General features: G+C 61.4%; 14 protein-coding genes and 1 pseudogene. 14 read left to right on the top strand and 1 reads right to left on the bottom strand.

The features are described 5' to 3' along the window. Positions 1–94 precede the first annotated feature (94 nt). The 5 genes and pseudogenes from I4484_RS05895 to I4484_RS05875 all read left to right on the top strand — a co-directional run. The gene (locus I4484_RS05895; protein WP_197450057.1) at positions 95–1,411 is read left to right on the top strand and encodes an NAD(P)/FAD-dependent oxidoreductase; all 1,317 of its coding nucleotides are present in this window, start codon (positions 95–97) and stop codon (positions 1,409–1,411) included. Next, positions 1,408–3,909: a nitrite reductase large subunit NirB gene (gene nirB, locus I4484_RS05890; RefSeq protein ID WP_197450056.1), complete on the top strand. Its 2,502-nt coding sequence runs from the start codon at positions 1,408–1,410 to the stop codon at positions 3,907–3,909. Before I4484_RS05895 ends, nirB begins: the two co-directional genes overlap by 4 nt. Before the next feature lie 77 nt (positions 3,910–3,986). After that, positions 3,987–4,385 carry a nitrite reductase small subunit NirD gene (gene nirD, locus I4484_RS05885; protein ID WP_197450055.1) on the top strand — a complete coding sequence of 133 codons (399 nt, stop codon included), beginning with the start codon at positions 3,987–3,989 and terminating at the stop codon, positions 4,383–4,385. Positions 4,386–4,612: 227 nt separating this feature from the next. After that, a complete protein-coding gene (locus tag I4484_RS05880) occupies positions 4,613–6,493 on the top strand; it encodes a monovalent cation:proton antiporter-2 (CPA2) family protein (RefSeq protein ID WP_197450054.1) in 1,881 nt (626 codons plus the stop codon). A gap of 62 nt (positions 6,494–6,555) precedes the next feature. Continuing rightward, positions 6,556–6,769, top strand: a pseudogene (locus tag I4484_RS05875) (nitrite reductase (NAD(P)H) small subunit); the annotation flags it as partial. 306 nt (positions 6,770–7,075) lie between these two features. Here I4484_RS05875 and I4484_RS05870 read toward each other — a convergent pair. Continuing rightward, positions 7,076–7,981 carry a LysR family transcriptional regulator gene (locus tag I4484_RS05870; protein ID WP_197450053.1) on the bottom strand — a complete coding sequence of 302 codons (906 nt, stop codon included), beginning with the start codon at positions 7,979–7,981 and terminating at the stop codon, positions 7,076–7,078. A 162-nt stretch (positions 7,982–8,143) separates the two neighbouring features. Between I4484_RS05870 and I4484_RS05865 the strand changes: the two genes are divergently transcribed. The 9 genes from I4484_RS05865 to I4484_RS05825 all read left to right on the top strand — a co-directional run bounded on the left by I4484_RS05865 (position 8,144) and on the right by I4484_RS05825 (position 17,711). Beyond that, positions 8,144–9,136 (top strand): hydroxyacid dehydrogenase, encoded by a 993-nt coding sequence (locus I4484_RS05865; protein ID WP_267956370.1) that lies wholly within the window; start codon positions 8,144–8,146, stop codon positions 9,134–9,136. 44 nt (positions 9,137–9,180) lie between these two features. Further along, the gene (locus tag I4484_RS05860; RefSeq protein WP_197450051.1) at positions 9,181–9,861 is read left to right on the top strand and encodes an RraA family protein; all 681 of its coding nucleotides are present in this window, start codon (positions 9,181–9,183) and stop codon (positions 9,859–9,861) included. Between the two features lie 8 nt (positions 9,862–9,869). Further along, complete coding sequence (locus I4484_RS05855) at positions 9,870–11,126, top strand: MFS transporter (RefSeq protein ID WP_197450050.1); 1,257 nt, start codon at positions 9,870–9,872, stop codon at positions 11,124–11,126. A 475-nt stretch (positions 11,127–11,601) separates the two neighbouring features. After that, positions 11,602–12,585: a TRAP transporter substrate-binding protein DctP gene (gene dctP, locus I4484_RS05850; protein WP_197450049.1), complete on the top strand. Its 984-nt coding sequence runs from the start codon at positions 11,602–11,604 to the stop codon at positions 12,583–12,585. A 95-nt stretch (positions 12,586–12,680) separates the two neighbouring features. After that, on the top strand, positions 12,681–13,133 hold the full coding sequence (locus tag I4484_RS05845) for a TRAP transporter small permease (protein ID WP_197450048.1): 453 nt from the start codon (positions 12,681–12,683) through the stop codon (positions 13,131–13,133). Continuing rightward, positions 13,133–14,428, top strand: coding sequence for a TRAP transporter large permease (locus tag I4484_RS05840; protein WP_234283560.1), 1,296 nt, complete (start codon positions 13,133–13,135; stop codon positions 14,426–14,428). Before I4484_RS05845 ends, I4484_RS05840 begins: the two co-directional genes overlap by 1 nt. A gap of 2 nt (positions 14,429–14,430) precedes the next feature. Continuing rightward, positions 14,431–15,366: an SMP-30/gluconolactonase/LRE family protein gene (locus I4484_RS05835; protein WP_197450047.1), complete on the top strand. Its 936-nt coding sequence runs from the start codon at positions 14,431–14,433 to the stop codon at positions 15,364–15,366. A 33-nt stretch (positions 15,367–15,399) separates the two neighbouring features. After that, positions 15,400–16,572 carry an alpha-hydroxy acid oxidase gene (locus I4484_RS05830; RefSeq protein ID WP_197450046.1) on the top strand — a complete coding sequence of 391 codons (1,173 nt, stop codon included), beginning with the start codon at positions 15,400–15,402 and terminating at the stop codon, positions 16,570–16,572. Beyond that, positions 16,569–17,711 carry an amidohydrolase gene (locus tag I4484_RS05825; protein ID WP_197450045.1) on the top strand — a complete coding sequence of 381 codons (1,143 nt, stop codon included), beginning with the start codon at positions 16,569–16,571 and terminating at the stop codon, positions 17,709–17,711. The genes I4484_RS05830 and I4484_RS05825 overlap by 4 nt, the downstream gene beginning before the upstream one ends. Positions 17,712–17,729 lie beyond the last annotated feature (18 nt).

Raw genomic sequence — 17,729 nt, 5'->3', positions numbered from 1 at the left:
CCGGTTCGATCCTCGAATCGACAGGGGAAGCGCCGAGGCGTCGTTGCGTTATAGGCCCGTCATTCTGACAAGCGCAGCGAGAGGAGGTGTTCGCATGCCAAGGCGACATCCCGAGACATCCACCGTCGAGCACCTGGTCATCGTCGGCAATGGCATGGCCGGCCACCGGCTGGCCGAGGCACTCCTCGCCCGGACCGGGCGCCCCGCCAGGATCACGGTCATCGGGGCCGAGCAGACGCCGGCCTACAACCGCATCCTGCTCTCGCCGCTGCTGGCCGGCGAAATGCAGCGCGAGGCCCTCACCCTGCGCAGCGCCGAATGGTATGCCGAGCAGGGCATCGAACTCATCCTCGGCGAGCGGGTGGAGGCCATCGACCGCGACGCACGCACCCTCACCACCGATGCCGGGCGTGAACTCGACTACGACCGCCTGGTGCTGGCCACCGGTTCGAACCCGGCCCGCCCGCCGGTGCCGGGGCTCGAGCTTCCCGGCGTGCACGTGTTCCGCGACCTGCACGACGCCGACGCCCTCGCACGCGCCGCCGAAACCGGCCGCAACGCCGTAGTGATCGGCGGCGGCCTGCTCGGCCTGGAAGCTGCCGAGGGGCTGCGCAAACGCGGCATGCGGGTGAGCCTGCTGCAGCGCGACGACCGGCTGATGAACCGCCAGCTCGATCTCACCGCCGCCCGCCTGCTGGAAAACGAGCTGCGCGGTCGCGGCCTCGACATCCATACCGACGCCCAGCTCGAGCGCCTGGAAGCCGACGCCGAGGGCCAGGTGTGCGCCGCGCATCTGAGCGACGGCACCCGGCTCGCCGCCGACTGCGTGGTGGTGGCCATCGGCATCGTGCCCAATGCCGAACTGGCCCGCGCCGCCGGGCTCGAGAGCAACCGTGGCGTGATCGTCGACGCGTGGCTGACCACCAGCGACCCGGCGATCCACGCCCTGGGCGAGTGCTGCGAACACCGCGGCAACCTCTACGGCCTGGTCGAGCCGATCTGGCGCCAGGTCGAGGTGCTGGCCGAGCGGCTCTGTCTCGACCATGACCACGCCGATGCCGAGCCCGCCCAGGGCTACGTCGAGAAACCGACCGCCACCAAGCTCAAGGTCAGCGGCGTCTCGCTCTACGCCTTCGGCCCCACCGAAGCCGAACCCGATCACGAAGTACTCAGCTACCGCGATCCCCAGCAGGGCGACTACCGCCGCCTGCTGCTGAGAGGCGGCCGTCTGGAGGGCGCCGTGCTCTACGGCGACACCGCCTCCGGCCCCTGGTACTTCGAGCAGGCCCTGGCTGGCCGCGACCTCACCGCCTGCCGCGCCGCGCTGCTGCTCGGCGCCGCCGACGCCCAGGCCCTGCTCGACGACGCCCTGAACGAATCACCGCAACGCCCCGCCAAGGAGGCCGCATGAACACGCCCGCGAAACCGCAACTGATCGTCATCGGCAACGGCATGGTCGGCCACCACCTGGTCGAGCAACTGGTCGAACAGGGCGCCACCGAGCGCTACGCCGTCACCGTGTTCGGCGAGGAGCGCCACCTGGCCTACGACCGCGTGCACCTCTCCGAATACTTCAGCGGCCGCGATGCCGCCTCACTGGCGCTCTCCACCAGCGAGTACTACGCCGAGCACGGCATCGAACTGCGCCTGCACGAGGCGGTCACCGCCATCGACCGCGACAAGGGCGAGGTCGTCACGCCCCAGGGCCGCTACCGCTACGACCGCCTGGTGCTGGCCACCGGCTCCTACCCCTTCGTGCCGCCGATTCCCGGCAACGACCGCGAAGGCTGCCTGGTCTACCGCACCCTGGAGGACCTCGACGCCATTCGTGCCGCCGCCGAAACCGCCACCACCGGCGTGGTGGTAGGCGGTGGCCTGCTCGGCCTGGAAGCCGCCAACGCCCTGCGCGGGCTGAACCTCGACACCGCCGTGGTGGAGTTCGCCCCGCGGCTGATGCCAATGCAGGTGGACAGCGAAGGCGGCGAACTGCTGCGCGAGAAGATCGAAGCGCTGGGCGTGCAGGTGCTCACCGGCCGCGCCACCCAGGAGATCGTCGACGGCGAGGCCAGCCGCCACCGCATGGTGTTCCAGGACGACAAGGTGCTGGAGACCGACCTCATCGTCTTCTCCGCTGGCATTCGTCCCCGCGACGAGCTGGCCCGCGACTGCGGCCTGGAGATCGGCGAGCGCGGCGGCGTGGTGATCGACGACAACTGCCTGACCAGCGACCCGGCCATCCTCGCCGTTGGCGAAGTGGCGCTGTGGAACAACAGCATCTTCGGCCTGGTCGCCCCCGGCTACCAGATGGCCAAGGTCGCGGCCTCAACGCTCCTCGAAGGTGGCGAAACCTTCCGCGGCGCCGACATGAGTACTAAGCTCAAGTTGATGGGGGTCGACGTGGGCTCCATCGGCGACGCTCACGGCGACCGCACCCCCGGCGCGCGCCAGTTCCGTTTCCTCGACCCGCTCAAGCAGCAATACCGCAAGCTGGTGGTCTCCAGCGACGGCAAGCGCGTGGTCGGCGCCATGCTGGTGGGCGACAACAGCTACTACGACACCCTGCTGCAGTACTACGCCAACCGCATCGAGCTGCCCGAGGACCCGGCCGCGCTGATCCTGCCCGCCGGTGGCGAAGCCGCCCCCGCCCTAGGGCCGGACGCCCTGCCGGAAACCGCCACCATCTGCTCGTGCCACAACGTCACCAAGGGCGACGTGTGCGCCTCGATCGACGCCGGCGCCGTGGACCTCGGCGCGGTGAAAGGCGCGACCAAGGCCAGCACCGGCTGCGGCGGCTGCGCCGCCCTGCTCAAGAACCTGGTGGACCATGAGCTCGAGAGCCGCGGCGTGGAGGTCGACAAGTCGATCTGCGAGCACTTCCCCCACACCCGCCAAGAGCTCTACGACATCGTGCGGGTGGAGGGCATCAAGACCTTCAGCGAGCTGGTGAATAAACACGGCCATGGCCTCGGCTGCGATATCTGCAAGCCGGCAGTGGCCTCGATCCTGGCTTCCTGCTTCAACGAGCCGATCACCGACGCGGCCCACATCCCGCTGCAGGATACCAACGACACCTTCATGGCCAATATGCAGAAGAACGGCACCTACTCCGTCGTTCCCCGCGTGCCTGGCGGCGAGATCACCCCCGACAAGCTGGTGGTGCTGGGCCAGGTGGCGCAGAAGTACCAGCTCTACACCAAGGTGACCGGCGGCCAGCGCATCGACCTGTTCGGCGCCCGCCTGGAAGACCTGCCGGCGATCTGGGGCGAGCTGATCGAAGCCGGCTTCGAGACCGGCCACGCCTACGGCAAGTCGCTGCGTACGGTGAAGTCCTGCGTGGGCAGCACCTGGTGCCGCTACGGCGTGCAGGACAGCGTGGGCATGGCGATCCAGCTGGAGCACCGCTACAAGGGCCTGCGCGCCCCGCACAAGCTCAAGTTCGGCGTTTCCGGCTGCACCCGCGAGTGCGCCGAGGCCCAGAGCAAGGACATCGGCGTAATCGCCACCGAGAACGGCTGGAACCTGTACGTATGCGGCAACGGCGGCATGCGCCCGCGCCACGCCGAACTGTTCGCCACCGACCTCGACGACGAACAGCTCTACCGCATCATCGACCGCTTCCTGATGTTCTACATCCGCACCGCCGACCGCCTGCAGCGCACCTCGGTGTGGCGCGAGAACCTGGAAGGTGGCCTGGACTACCTCAAGCAGGTGATCCTCGAGGACAGCCTCGGCATTGGCGAAGAGCTGGAGCGGCAGATGCAGGCCGTGGTCGACACCTACGAGTGCGAATGGGCCAACGCCATCGGCGACCCGGAGAAGCTCAAGCGCTTCCGCAGCTTCGTCAACGACGCGCGCCCCGATCCGGACATCATCTATACCACCGAGCGCGGGCAATTAAGGCCTGCGTGATGGAAATGGCGGCGCCCAGCGCGCCGCCCGCTTCATCTCGCTCGGCAGTGACCAGATAAAAAGTGGAGAAGACCTGAATGAGTTCAGCAATTGCGGCGAAGACCATGACCCAGACCTGGCAACGACTCTGCACCCGCGCCGACCTGGTGCCCTACTCCGGCGTCGCCGCCTGGGTGGAAACGCCTGAAGGCCCGGCCCAGGTAGCCATCTTTTATATTCCAAGCGACCCGAACAAGTCGCAGCTACCCGGCCAGGCGCAGGAACTCTACGCCATCGATCATCACGACCCCTTCTCCAGCGCCAACGTCATCGCCCGCGGCATCGTCGGCGACCTCAAGGGCCAACTCGTCGTGGCCTCGCCGATCTACAAGCAGCACTTCCGCCTGGAAGACGGCCAGTGCCTGGAAGACGACAGCGTGCGGCTGCGCACATGGAAGGTGAGCTTCAAGGGCGACGAGGTGTGGATCGAGGCGTGAGGTTGCGGCCCTATTGCAAAGAAAGAAAAAGCCGCCGACGCTGGGAAGCGTCGGCGGCTTTGGCTCATGTCGGTGACGGACCCACGCTAGGGAGGAATTGTTAGCGGAGCCAAACCAGGGGGAAGGTCACTCCTGTTTTCGGAACCGAAAGCGGAATGCAGCCGTTGGGCTAAGGTTGGATGAGCGAATATTTGATTTTCGGCCCACGGACATGACTGACTACTCTGATGACAGACTACTTTGTTCAGGCGTTTATTTACCTGGTGGCGGCGGTGATCGCGGTACCACTGGCCAGGCGGTTCGGGCTGGGGTCGGTACTCGGTTACCTGGTGGCAGGTGTGGTCATAGGGCCGGTGACCGGACTGGTGGGTCAGGAGACCGTCACCGTTCAGCATTTTGCCGAGTTCGGCGTGGTAATGATGCTGTTCCTGGTGGGGATGGAGCTTGACCCCAAATCCCTCTGGGCCATGCGGGTCCGTCTGCTCGGTCTCGGCGGCCTGCAGGTCACACTGACCGCTGCCGCCGCCACCGGTTTTGCCTGGTCCCTGGGCCTGCCCTGGCAAACAGCCGTGGCGGTGGGGTTTCTCTTCTCCCTTTCCTCAACCGCGATCGTCCTGCAGACGCTGACCGAAAAGGGCCTGGTCAAGACCGAAGGCGGCCGAAGTGCCTTCTCAGTGCTGCTGTTCCAGGACATTGCGGTGATCCCCATGCTGGCCGTCATCCCGCTGCTGGCCGTGTCGGGAATTTCCGGCACCGGCACCGAGCATGGACACAGCAGCCTCAGCCTGGTTGAGAACCTGCCGGGCTGGGCGCATGGGCTGGTGGTTGTCGGTGCGATCGTGCTGGTGATTATCTGCGGCCATTACCTGAGCCGGCCGCTGTTCCGCTACGTGGTGCAGTCCGGCATGCGTGAAGTGTTCACCGCCACGTCCCTGATGCTGATTATCGGCATCGCGGCACTCATGAGCCTGGTGAATCTGTCGCCGGCGCTCGGCGCTTTCCTGGCCGGCGTGGTCCTGGCCAACAGCGAGTTCCGGCACGAGCTGGAAGCCAATATCGAACCGTTCAAGGGGCTGCTGCTGGGGCTGTTCTTCATTACCGTGGGCGCGGGGATCAATTTCGGGGTGCTGGCGGATGCCTGGGATACGGTCCTTCTTCTCGCCCTGGCGGTTATCGTGGGCAAGGCGCTGATTCTGGTTGGCCTGGCCTTCGCATTCGGCATCCGCGACAGCGAAGGCTGGCTGTTCACCCTCGGGCTGGCCCAGGCCGGTGAGTTCGGGTTTGTCCTGCTGACCTACAGCACCCAGAACCGCGTGATTCCGGCGGACACCGCCCAGGTGCTGTCACTGGTGGTGGCCCTGTCCATGTTCCTGACGCCGCTGTTGTTCATTGTCTATGACCGGGTGGTGCTGCCGCGCTATCAGAAGGTCTCCAACGAAGAAGCGGAGCCGGATGAGATAGAAGAGCAGGCCCCGGTGATCGTGGCCGGGGTCGGCCGCTTCGGGCAGATCGTCTGTCGTTTGCTTCGCGCCAACAACATTCCCAGCGTGGCCTTGGACCATGCCCTGGATCAGATCGAAAATCTGCGCCGGATCCAACTGAAAAGTTACTTTGGCGACGCCACCCGCGTCGAACTGCTGGAAACCGCCGGCATTGCCGAGGCGCGCCTGCTGGTCGTCGCCATCGACGACCGCGACCGGGCCGTGAGTCTGGTGCGCCACGTCAAACAGCTTTACCCGGAGGTCTGGATACTGGCCCGCGCCTTCGACCGCGGCCATGGTTACGAGTTACGTGAAGCCGGTGCCGACGACGTGGTGAGCGAGACCTATTACTCCGCCCTGAAACTCGGTGGCGAGGCCCTCACCGCCATGGGCGTCCACCCACAACGCGCCCGCCGGATGACCGACTCCTTTATTGCCAGTGAAAAAGCCCACGAAGACCAACTGTTCGACACCTGGCGCAATATCGAAGAAGGCATCCACTTCAGCCGGCGCTACGGGGAGTTGTTCATGAAGCTCGAAGAGTCGTTGGGGCACGCCATGCGGGAAGACGCACGGCGAACCGAGGACGAAGCACCGGCTTGGACACCTCCGAGGGACAGTGGCTGATCACAAAAGCAGAATTGTCGCCGAGTATCAGCGCTGATTCGATTTCCGCACCTACATGACAGAAGCTCTACGCCCTGGACCATCACGCCCTTTCTCCAACACTAACGTCATTGCCTGAGGCATCGCCGGTGATCTCAAGGGCCAGCCCATCGTCGCCTCGCCGATCTACAAGCAACACTTCCGCTTGGAAGACGGCCAGTGCCTGGAAGACGAAGCGTAGCGCTACGTACCTGGAAGGTGAGCTTCAAGGGCGACGAGGTGTGGATCAAGGCGTGAGGTTTCAGCCTTTTGAAACGATAAAGACGCTAGACTAATGTAGCCCGGCGGCTTATAACGTGAAGTGTGACGGCATTTACCTGACAGCCGCCCACTAAAAACCAAGACAACCATAGCAAAAGTTATTTTAATAAAAAACAAGTAACACTGAAAATCAAGAAGCTGCTATCAAGCAATGCCATTGCGCCAGAACTTCTCACACAAAATACACCAACTTAATATAAAAATAGAGACCGCTCGCATTTCTAACAAACAACCTGACAGCACAGGTAGCGCCCCAACTTATAATTAAAAAACTTCCTGTATCTACGAACCATCTACCGCTCCCCCTTCTCGATAAACACCAAACTCTCCCGCCATTTCTGCCAGCTTGTTGTGTAGCTTAACAAATAGTTCCGCTTTAGGGGATCCGGCGCGGTGGATCATGCCGATTTGCCTGAAGACTTGGGGTTCGCCAAAAGGCAGCTTCAACATGTCGCGACCATTTTCTCGCACAGCAATGTCCGGCACGATGCTAACCCCCAGGCCGGCTGCAACACATTCCACAATGGCTGGTACCGTGTCTATCTCAGCAATGTCCTGCACTGTAATGCCTAAGCGCGCGAGTTCATTATTGATCAACGCCCCCAATGGTACGTCGCTGCCGAACCGCACGAAGGGTAACGCTTCGAGTAACTCCCTGGCCGGCATCCAAGGGGTGCCGGGAGGAGCAATTACCATCAGCGGCTCTCGGATGAATGGGGACCAAAGTAGGTTTCGAGAGACACCTGTGTGCTCTGCTACTACTGCCATATCCAGTCGGTCTGCATTGACGTCACTGATCAGCGTTGAAGACATGCCAACACGCAGATTTACACTCAATTCGGGAAATTCCTGGCGTAGCGCGACGATAGCACGTGGCAGTAAGCCGATCGTACTGGTGCGCACCGATCCGACATTAAGAGTGCCGGTCATTTGTTTCCCAGACAGGACACCTCGGGTTTCGTCTACCAGGGCCAGAATCTGTTTAGCCGTTTCCAGCAATTTTAGCCCCTGAAGGTTGAGGCTGGGTGGCCTTGAGTCACGATTGAACAGCTTGGTATCGAGCTCCTGCTCAAGCGCATAGATCTGTTGGCTGACTGCGGAAGGCGTCAAATTCACGACAGAGGCTGCTCTCGCAAACGTGCCATTTTCCGCGATCGCCACGAAGGTACGAAGTTGGCGGGTATCCATGAGCCTGCTCCAAATTAAGATATTCTTCACTTAATGCCAAATTTTATTCGCTTTTGTACACCAAATCTACCTGTATCCTGAGAAGAACACGAAAAGCAGCCGACCTGTGACGCTAAACCGCTCCGGGTCCGGCTGCCCTCGCCACAATAGGGAGGAACCGATTTGGCAACGCAACCGACGATTCTGATAACAGGCCCTGACCTCGCTACCACAGCGAGGGAAATGGCCGAAACCGCTGGCTATACTTTAGTTCATACTCCACCCTATCCGTCCGAAGAAATGCTGGTGGAATTCATTGTGCAACACGACCCAGTCGGCGTCGTATCCCGAATGGGGAAGTTCGGTGCAGGCGCTGTCGCGGCTGGAAAATCTTTACGCGTGATCTCCAAACACGGCGCGGGCGTTGACAATATCGACGTCGAGGCGGCAACCCGACATGGCATCCAGGTGATCCGTGCCGCAGGCGGCAATGCCGTCTCGGTCGCCGAGCATGCTGTCGCCCTGATCTTCGCCACTGTCAAGCGCCTGCTGCCTCTGGATAAGAGCATGCGCGCAGGTCGCTGGGAGAAGGCAGGGTTCCTCGGTCGGGAATTGTCGGGTATGCGCTTGGGGTTGGTCGGTGGCGGCGCCATCGCTGCCGCCGTGGCGCAGATAGTAAAGGGCATGGGTCTGGATGTGATGGTCTACGACCCCTACGCCCCGGCCGAGGCCATCGAGGCCATGGGCGCCCGCCGCGTCGAGCAACTCGAGGAACTGCTCAGCCAATCGGACATCGTCAGCCTGCACTGCCCGCTGACCAAGGAGAGCGCTCATCTGCTCAACGCTGAGACCCTTGCCTTGATGCCGGCCGATAGCTACGTCGTCAATACCTCCCGGGGTGGCCTGATCGACGAGGCCGCGCTGCTGTGCGCTCTGGAAAGCGGTCACCTCGCGGGCGCGGGGCTCGATACCTTTGAGCAGGAGCCCCCTTCAGACGTGAGTTCGTTGGCCGCCTCTGAGCGAGTCATCCTCACGCCGCATATCGCCGGCGTTACCGCAGAGGCAGGCACCCGCGTCGGCGAGCTGGCGGTCAAGGGCATCATCGACTTCCTCGCCGGCAACTCCCTACCGAAAGCGCGCCTGGCCAATGCACCGGTAACAGCGACCATAACCTGAGAAAACCCATCTCCAAACGTTCAGCCCTTCGACGGAGTGATGCAATGACAGTCGGAAATAGAATTCTTCAGCGCAAGCGTCGTGTTGACGATGAGCTCGTTAAAGCCTTCTCGGAACTGCCTGTTGCGGTGGTCAGCGACAGCATGTCCCGGGTATTTGCCGGCGGCTCAACCCTGCGTCCCATGCACCGCGATGGTAACCTGGCCGGTGTCGCACTCACGGTCCGCACGCGCCCCGGAGATAACCTGATGCTGCACAAGGCTATCGACATGGCAGAGCCTGGTGACGTCATCGTCTGCGATGCCGGAGGAGACACCACCAATGCGTTGATGGGTGAGTTGATGCTCGCATACGCGGTCAAGAAAGGGGTGGCGGGGTTCGTACTCAACGGTGCGATTCGCGACTTGGACGGTTTCCGCGAGACTAACCTGCCCACCTTCGCCGCTGGCGTGACCCATCGTGGGCCTTACAAGAACGGTCCCGGCGAAGTTAACACACCGATTAGCCTGGGAGGCATGGTCATAGAGCCTGGCGATCTGATCCTCGGCGACAGTGATGGCTTGATTGCAGTTCCTTTCGACGATGCCGCAACAGTACTCGAGGCGGCGCAAGCAAAGCACGCAGCGGAAGAGAATCAGATGGCAGCTATCCATGCCGGCAAGAATGACCGCTCCTGGGTCGACAAGGCTCTGCAGGCCACTGGCTGCAGCATGCCGAGGGGCTGAGATTGCGTTTGCCTAAAGCCGCCTTACCGCTGATCAACGCCCGCCTTCGTGTATACCTCGCGGGCAATGCGGCTTCGGCTGTTGGCACCTGGGCACAGCGCATTATATTGCTATGGCTCGCCTGGGATACCACACAATCCAGCTTCATGCTGGGATTAATGGCAATGGCCGACCTGCTGCCGTCGGTCATCGTGGCCCCTTTTGCAGGCACATTAATCGACCGAAAGCACCGCATACGCCTAGCACTTCGGCTACAGCTTTTGTCGATCCTCCCTCCCTGCATGATGCTACTGGCAACGGTGGCCGGGCTTGTCAGCCCGGCTTTCTTGCTTGTAGTAGCAGGGTTGACTGGAATCCTGAATGGCTTCGACCACCCGACACGCATGGTCGTCGTAAGCAGCATCATTCCCAAAGAAGATGTACCAGGGGCGGTGGCGATCAACTCAATGGTGTTCAACCTTGCGCGGATGTTGGGGCCAGCGGCAGCCGGTCTAGCCTTGACATTGGGGATACTCTGGTCGGTCTTTATATTCAACGCTATCAGCTACCTGCTCTTCGCACTGATACTGTCACGGCTTGCCTGTCAGGAAGCTCCTGAAAAAGGGACAGATACCAATGCTCCAGCTAACTCGGCTATCGGTAAGCGCCAAGGTTCGTATTGGTCGGCGGTCCGAAATGGTCTGACAAGTCAGCATAAGCTTCTCTTATTATTCTTCGCACTCCTGGCGCTATGCTACCGGCCAATCTTCGAGCTGCTACCGGCTTTCGCAGCTCATCTGGCGGTCGGCGAGGCCGAAAGAGCTACAGCCTTCTCGCTGATGACATCGGCTCAAGGGTTTGGCGCGACGCTCGGTGCCTTGGTGACATCAGTACTGCTGGCCAGAGGTCGTCCTCTGGTGCTAACCATGGGTTTCGGCCTGTCGGCAGTAGTTGGGTGCGCACTCTTTCTGATCAGCAACGCCCTTTGGGCAGCTCTGGCCTCCCTTATGCTTTTATCGGGAGCCATTCTCGCCAATGGGGTCTGTACTCAGGTCATCCTGCAAACACAGGTTCCTGACATAGTCAGAGGTAAGGTGCTATCGCTCTACACGATGATTTTCCGTGGCCTCCCGGCCCTAGGGGCCATGGCAGTCGGGCTGATCGCCGGTAAGGCACATGAAAGAGCCATTTTCGCAATCGGCAGTCTTCCGGTACTGGTCATGTTGTTAAAAATTATTTGGACCCTGAACAGGGGACGAAAAAAACAAGCTCCCAGCATATTCTGAATGCAAAGAAACCATATCAAGCTTATATCTTTAGTGATCGATGAGACGGGAAAACCTTAAGTCAGTATCCAATTGGCTTTAAAAGAGCGCTCCCCTGCCTACACACCCAGCCGCGTCATCATTGGCACCACGACGTCACTGCTCATTGTTTATTGTGATTACCTGACGCACCTACTTTTCTTGTTACGCATCTTACTGGCCAGCCAATACTAGACTAACGTCTTATTTACAGCGACCAGCTGGATGCGAATTTCGTATAAAGAAATACTGCATCTTTCCTCAAAAAAAACGCGCTTTATACAGCAAGTCTTTTCATGTTCAATTTTCCAAGGGTCAACAAAACTGTGACTCCGGACTACGCAACATAGACCAACGTCTAATGAAGCACTTCTTCCCAAGCGCAACGCCATCACGTGCTGTATCGCCAGCTCCTCGAACGAATAGCGACATCAACAACGATTAAAGAGGTATGACCATGAAAACCATCAAGCAATCCCTGGTATCCAGCCTGATCATTATGGGCACCGCTGCGGTAGGTGGCGCCCAGGCCGCCGACTGGACGGGCTACACCTATTCCTCGGTGTCAACCACCGCAGCCGTTAAGGGCATGGAGCGCATCACTGATCGCGTCGAGTCAGAAGCTGAAGATCTGTCGATCTCGCTTCATCTAGGGAAAACGCTTCAGATCGCCTCCAGCGATATCACTCAATCAGTCGGCGATGGGTTCATCGATTTTTCGGCCGACCTCTTCTTTTCGGGCAACGTTCCTATCGCGCGCATCCTCAACCTTCCAATGCTTATCGAGAACGGTGACCAATGGGATAAGGCCTATGAGGCCATGCTCCCCTATCTTGAAGAAGGTTTCGCCAAGCAGGACGTCGTCTTTCTCGGTGCTTATCGATACCCCCAGCAGGTTATCTTTACCTCGTTCGAGATCGACTCCCTCGACGATCTAGAGAATCGCAAAATCCGTGTGACTTCACCCGAACAGGGCGCCTTTGTCGAAGCCTTCGGCGGTTCTCCCATCACGCTGTCCGGCTCCGATGTGCCGACCGCGTTGGAGCGGGGCGTAATTGATGGCGTTCTGACCGCCAGTGCGGGTGGCGCCAAGAACTGGCACGAGTTCCTCGACTACAACTACCGCCTGCCGGTGAACTATGCCTACAGCGCCGTGATTGCCAACAACGGCGCCTACGAATCCCTGAGCGAAGCCGACCGCGAAACCTTGGCTACCATCGTCAGCGAGGAGACGACCAACATCACCGAAGCCTTCCTGGTCGACGAGCAGGCCCAGAAGCAATCCCAGGCGGAAGCGGGCATGACCATCATCGAGCCCAGCGACGAGGACATCGCCAAGGCCCAAGACGCCCTCGCCCCCTTTTGGCAGGAGTGGGCCAGCGACGCCGGCCCAGAGCACGAGCAGGCGCTGCAGGACGTGCTCACCGCCCTGGGCAAGTGATCGATCCGTCAGAGGACCGCAACGTGTCTGAATACCAGTATGAAACAGGACAAGGGCCAGCCTCCGCCGGCCCCGTCTTTGACGCGATCGCCGCTGTGGTACGCCTTCTCGCCGGCCTGGGGCTGATAACGCTCACCGCCCTGGTCGTCGCCGAGATCGGCTCGCGGCTGATCCTCAACAGCTCCCTCCACGTGGTGGAGGAGCTCTCAGGTTACCTGGTCATTGCCACCACCCTGTTCGGCGCCAGCCTGGCGATCCGTCACGATGCCCTCTTTCAGGTCGGCTTTCTCTATGGCGCCCTGCCGGCGCGGGTGAAACGGTTGCTCGGCCTTGTGTACATCGTGCTGGGCATCGGCATCTGCGGCGTGCTCATCTGGCATTCCGCCCTGCTCGTGATGAGTTCGTTCTCTCGCGGTAACGTGGCACCCACCGCCATGATGACCCCGCTCTGGATCCCGCAGTTGCTGCTGCCGGTAGGTCTGTCCGTGATGACCCTGTTCCTGTTCGAACGCGCCCTGCTACAGCTCGGCATCGGAGGAAAGCGCTGATGGATGCGATAATCGCCTTTTCCGCCCTGCTTCTGCTGATCCTCTGCGGCCTGTGGGTGCAATTCGCCGTCGGGGCCGCGGCCCTCGGCTATCTGTGGCTGATGAAAGGCTTCGCCGGCTGGAAGGCCCTCGGGCTGGTCAGTTGGGGAGCGGCCAACAGCTTCACCCTGGCCGCCATCCCGCTGTTCATTCTGATGGCGGAAATTTTGTTAGGCAGCGGCCTCAGCGGACGGCTCTACAACGGCATAGCTCCCTTCATGCGACGCCTGCCGGGCGGGCTGCTGCATACCAACATCATGGGCAGCGGCATCTTCGCCGCTGTTGCCGGCGGTAGTGCCCCCACCGCTGCGGCCATGTCGACCGTGGCCTTGCCGGCACTGTCGGCTCGGGGTTACCAAAAGCGCATCATCGCGGGCTCTCTGGCCGCTGGTGGCACCTTGGGCATCCTGATACCGCCCTCGATCACGATGATTATCTACGCCACCTTTACCGAGACGTCGATAGCAAAGCTGTTCGCAGCCGGTATGGTGCCGGGCATCCTGTTGGCCGTCTGCTACAGTCTTTTTATTGCCGCTCGTGCGCTGGCAAATCCCTCGCTGGCACCTCGCGACACAACCCCGCTGAAGTTGACCGATTACCTGAAAGCAGCGCTTGATGTTGTGCCTTTCATGATTCTGATTGGCTTTGTTCTAGGCAGCATTTATGCCGGGCTTGCCACGCCGACCGAGGCCGGTGCGGTCGGTGTAGTCGGGGCGATGGTAATCGCAGCCTCTTACCGCCGCCTCAGTCTGACCCTGCTGAGAAACGCCATCTCTCGAACACTTTTGATGAGCGGTAACGTGCTGTTCATCGTCCTAATCTCGATGATCTTTGCCTACGCCACGGCACTTTCGGGCGTCGGTGAGGATCTAGTTAGTTGGGTGGGCGAAGCCGATATGTCGCCGTTCGTGTTCCTGCTGCTGCTGATGGTGACATTCGCCATACTGGGCTGCTTTATGGAAGGATTGGGAATGATTGCCATCATTGTACCGATCGTTTTCCCGGTCCTGCTGGCGATGAACATCGACCCGATCTGGTTTGGCATCTTTGTGGTCATTTTAGTCGAGCTTGGACAATTGACGCCGCCGCTGGGCATCATCCTGTTCGTGGTCGCCAGTTCGGATAGCAACGTCAAGGTCGAGGAAGTCGTCATGGGTGTGCTGCCCTTCTTCCTGATTATTCTAGCTTTCCTGGTTCTACTGATCTGGTACCCAGACATAGCCCTATGGCTCCCATCCCTGACCTCTGGAGGCTGAGCATGGCATTCCCCCATCCCGATCCGGTATTGATAGAGGCAGAGGTTTTTACTGAACTTCCAGCGACATTGAGAAGGACGGGGCGGCGTTCCTATTGGGCGGAGCGCAACCGACGCGGAGCGCTCGTTGACAGCTTCATCGAAGGTCCTTCTTTTGATCTCGTAGGTAACCTGTGGTTCGTCGATATTCCTTTCGGGCGAATCTTCCGCGCTTCACCGGACGGCGACATCGAGCAGGTTGCCGAATACGACGGCCAGCCCAACGGCCTGAAAATCGATGCCTATGGACGGATCTTCATCGCCGACTTCCGCAACGGCATCATGCAGCTGAACCCGGACACTGGCGAGGTGACCAGCGTACTGTGCGATGCCGACACCGAGGGCTTCAAGGGATGCAACGACCTGCACTTCGGCCCTGACGGCGCATTGTACTTCACCGACCAGGGCCAGACAGGCTTGCAGGATCCCACTGGCCGGGTCTATCGCTGGCACCATGAAAGCGGGCGATTGGACTGCCTGATCGACAAGGTGCCAAGCCCCAACGGGCTGGTGCTCGACAAGGCCGGCCATGCACTCTACGTGGCGGTGACCCGTGCCAACGCCGTCTGGCGTCTGCCGATCTCGGACAGTGGACGCGTGGTGAAGGCCGGACTATTCCTGCAGTTTTCCGGTGGCCGCGCGGGACCGGACGGCCTGGCGCTGACCGAAGACGGCGGCGTGGTGGTTTGTCAGACGGGTATGGGGCTGGTTTGGGTTCACGACGCGCTCGGAGTACCGATCGCCGTGGTGAGGTCCCCTCGCGGGCTCGGCACTACCAACTGCGCCTTCGGCGGACCAGAGGGTCGTTCGCTGTTCATCACCGAGTCCGACACCGGCACCATCCTGCGCGCCGAGCTGCCCGTCGGTGGCTTTCCCATGGCCTCAGGTTGGGGGGCGTGATGCCTTGTAGCCGCACAACGATGTCTCTCCATCATGATCCTTAATCTCGATGACTACGAAGCCGCGGCCCGTCGGCGGCTTCCCCGCCCCCTATTCCAGTACGTCGCGGGAGCCGCGGAAACCTCGGCGGCCTATGAGGACAATCGTACCGCGCTCAGCGGGCTGAAACTCATTCCCCGTACGTTGCGTGGGGTGGAGAGTCGGAGTACCCGTCATCGCCTCTTCGGCACCGAGTGGTCGGCTCCGTTCGGCATCGCGCCAATGGGTATCAGTGCGCTGATGGCCCATGACGGCGATAATGTCGCGGCGCGGGTCGCCGGACGCGAGGGTATCCCCTACGTGCTTAGCGGCTCCTCCCTGACTCCCATGGAAGAGGTGATCGAGGCCAACCCTCAAGCTTGGTTCCAGGCCTACGTCCCCGGCGAGGACGACCGCATCGCGGCGCTGGTCGAGCGCGTCAAGACCGCCGGATACAAGACGCTGGTTATCACTGCGGACACAGCCGTACTGGCCAATCGCGAGAATAACCTGCGTGCCGGTTTTTCCACGCCGCTTCGCTTCACCCCTCGTATGGCCTGGGATTTCGGCACCAAGCCACGCTGGCTGCTTGCCACCTTCCTGCGTACCCTCCACCGTCGCGGCATGCCCCATTTCGAGAACTCTTACGCGCAGCGGGGAGCTCCCATCGTTTCGCGGCAGGCCGCGCGGGACTTCGGTCGCAAGGACCATCTCAACTGGGAGCACATCAGCCGTATCCGTGACCAGTGGCAGGGTCGGCTGGTGGTGAAGGGGCTGCTGTCCCATCACGACGTCGCAATAGCAAGAACGCTCGGCTGTGATGGTGTGGTGCTGTCCAACCACGGAGGGCGCCAGCTCGATCACGCCATTTCTGCTGTGCGTGCGCTTCCCCTAGCGAAGGCCGAAGCGGGAGACATGGCTGTCATGCTTGACGGCGGGATTCGCCGCGGCACCGATGTCGTCAAGGCCCTGGCGCTCGGTGCCGACTTCGTCTTCATCGGCCGCCCCTTCCTATTTGCCTCCACGGTGGGTGGAGACAAGGCACTCGGCCAGGCTGTGCGCATCATGCAGAGCGAGGTTCACCGCGACCTGGGCTTGCTCGGATGCCGCTCTTTGGATGAGCTCGATGCCTCAGCCGTCTTCGATCCGAGCCAAGGGCCACGGCCAATCACTGTCGCGGGTCAATGAACCCACGGCTGGAGGAAATCGTGATGACCCCCTGGAACCATCATCAAGAAGGCTGTGACGACTCCGACGAGCGGCCATGGCGCCAACGTCCCGACGTCAACTCGCCAAACCCTCTCCCACGGCCGGACTGGCTCGCCCAAGTCCGGGAGTCCTCGCTGGCCCCAGAGCAAAAAATCGTCGATGCCCATCACCACCTTTGGGATCGCCGAGGCTTTCGGTATCTGCTCGAGGAGTTCGCCGATGACATTGGCAACAGCGGTCATCGAGTCACCGCCTCGGTCTACGTCCAGTGCCGAACGATGTATCGCGCAAGCGGACCCACGGCCTATCGATCCGTCGGCGAGATCGAGTTCGTTCGCGGCCTCTCAGCCCAGGCACGCAGCGGCCACTACGGGCCCACCGATGTGGCGGCAGCCATCGTCGGCCACGCCGACCTGCTGATGGGAGCCAATGTCGCGCCGGTGCTCGAGACGCTGATAGAGGCAGGCGGTGGGCGCTTCCGCGGTGTGCGTATGCCAGTCGCGGCGCATCCCGACCCCACCGTGCGCTCCAACCCCGTGCCGGCTCCTGAGGGGCTGATGGTCAGCAAGCCTTTCACCGAGGGAGCGCAGGAGTTGGCCCGCCGCGGCTTGTCGCTAGATATCTGGGCCTACCAGACCCAGCTCGACGAGGTAGCAATCTTGGCCCGCCGACTGCCCGCGCTGACCATCGTGCTCGACCATGCCGGCGGTCCCCTGGGCGTCGGGCCCTATTCCAGCTCTCATGCTGACCGCAACTCGGCCCATCGCCGGGCTTGGCGCGACGGCTTGGCACGACTGGCCGAACTCCCCAATGTAATGCTCAAGATCGGCGGCTTCGGCATGCCGATCATGGGCTTCGGCTTTGACACGGGAAAGGTGCCACCGGACTCACAGCGGCTCGCCGATGCCATTGCCCCCGATGTGGACGCCTGTATCGAGCACTTCACCCCATCGCGCTGCATGCTGGAGAGTAACTTCCCTGTCGACAAGGGCAGCATCTCTTACAGCGTGCTGTGGAACGCTTATCACCGACTCACCGCCTCCTGGAGTCAAGAGGAGCGCAACGCTGTGTTTCACGACACGGCAACACGGGTCTACCGGCTACCCGCCGGCTCATGACCCTCAATAGCCGAGCAC

Source organism: Halomonas sp. SS10-MC5 (assembly GCF_015992245.1).
In the GTDB taxonomy this organism is placed as follows: domain Bacteria; phylum Pseudomonadota; class Gammaproteobacteria; order Pseudomonadales; family Halomonadaceae; genus Halomonas; species Halomonas sulfidoxydans.
This window is presented reverse-complemented; position numbering and strand designations above follow the sequence as displayed.

What these genes read in the sequence shown, in the direction of transcription:
- I4484_RS05895 (WP_197450057.1), top strand. Translation starts at nt 95, where the DNA reads ATGCCAAGGCGACATCCCGAGACATCCACCGTCGAGCACCTGGTCATC.
- nirB (WP_197450056.1), top strand. Translation starts at nt 1,408, where the DNA reads ATGAACACGCCCGCGAAACCGCAACTGATCGTCATCGGCAACGGCATG.
- nirD (WP_197450055.1), top strand. Translation starts at nt 3,987, where the DNA reads ATGAGTTCAGCAATTGCGGCGAAGACCATGACCCAGACCTGGCAACGA.
- I4484_RS05880 (WP_197450054.1), top strand. Translation starts at nt 4,613, where the DNA reads ATGACAGACTACTTTGTTCAGGCGTTTATTTACCTGGTGGCGGCGGTG.
- I4484_RS05870 (WP_197450053.1), bottom strand. Translation starts at nt 7,981, where the DNA reads ATGGATACCCGCCAACTTCGTACCTTCGTGGCGATCGCGGAAAATGGC.
- I4484_RS05860 (WP_197450051.1), top strand. Translation starts at nt 9,181, where the DNA reads ATGACAGTCGGAAATAGAATTCTTCAGCGCAAGCGTCGTGTTGACGAT.
- dctP (WP_197450049.1), top strand. Translation starts at nt 11,602, where the DNA reads ATGAAAACCATCAAGCAATCCCTGGTATCCAGCCTGATCATTATGGGC.
- I4484_RS05840 (WP_234283560.1), top strand. Translation starts at nt 13,133, where the DNA reads ATGGATGCGATAATCGCCTTTTCCGCCCTGCTTCTGCTGATCCTCTGC.
- I4484_RS05835 (WP_197450047.1), top strand. Translation starts at nt 14,431, where the DNA reads ATGGCATTCCCCCATCCCGATCCGGTATTGATAGAGGCAGAGGTTTTT.
- I4484_RS05830 (WP_197450046.1), top strand. Translation starts at nt 15,400, where the DNA reads ATGATCCTTAATCTCGATGACTACGAAGCCGCGGCCCGTCGGCGGCTT.
- I4484_RS05825 (WP_197450045.1), top strand. Translation starts at nt 16,569, where the DNA reads ATGAACCCACGGCTGGAGGAAATCGTGATGACCCCCTGGAACCATCAT.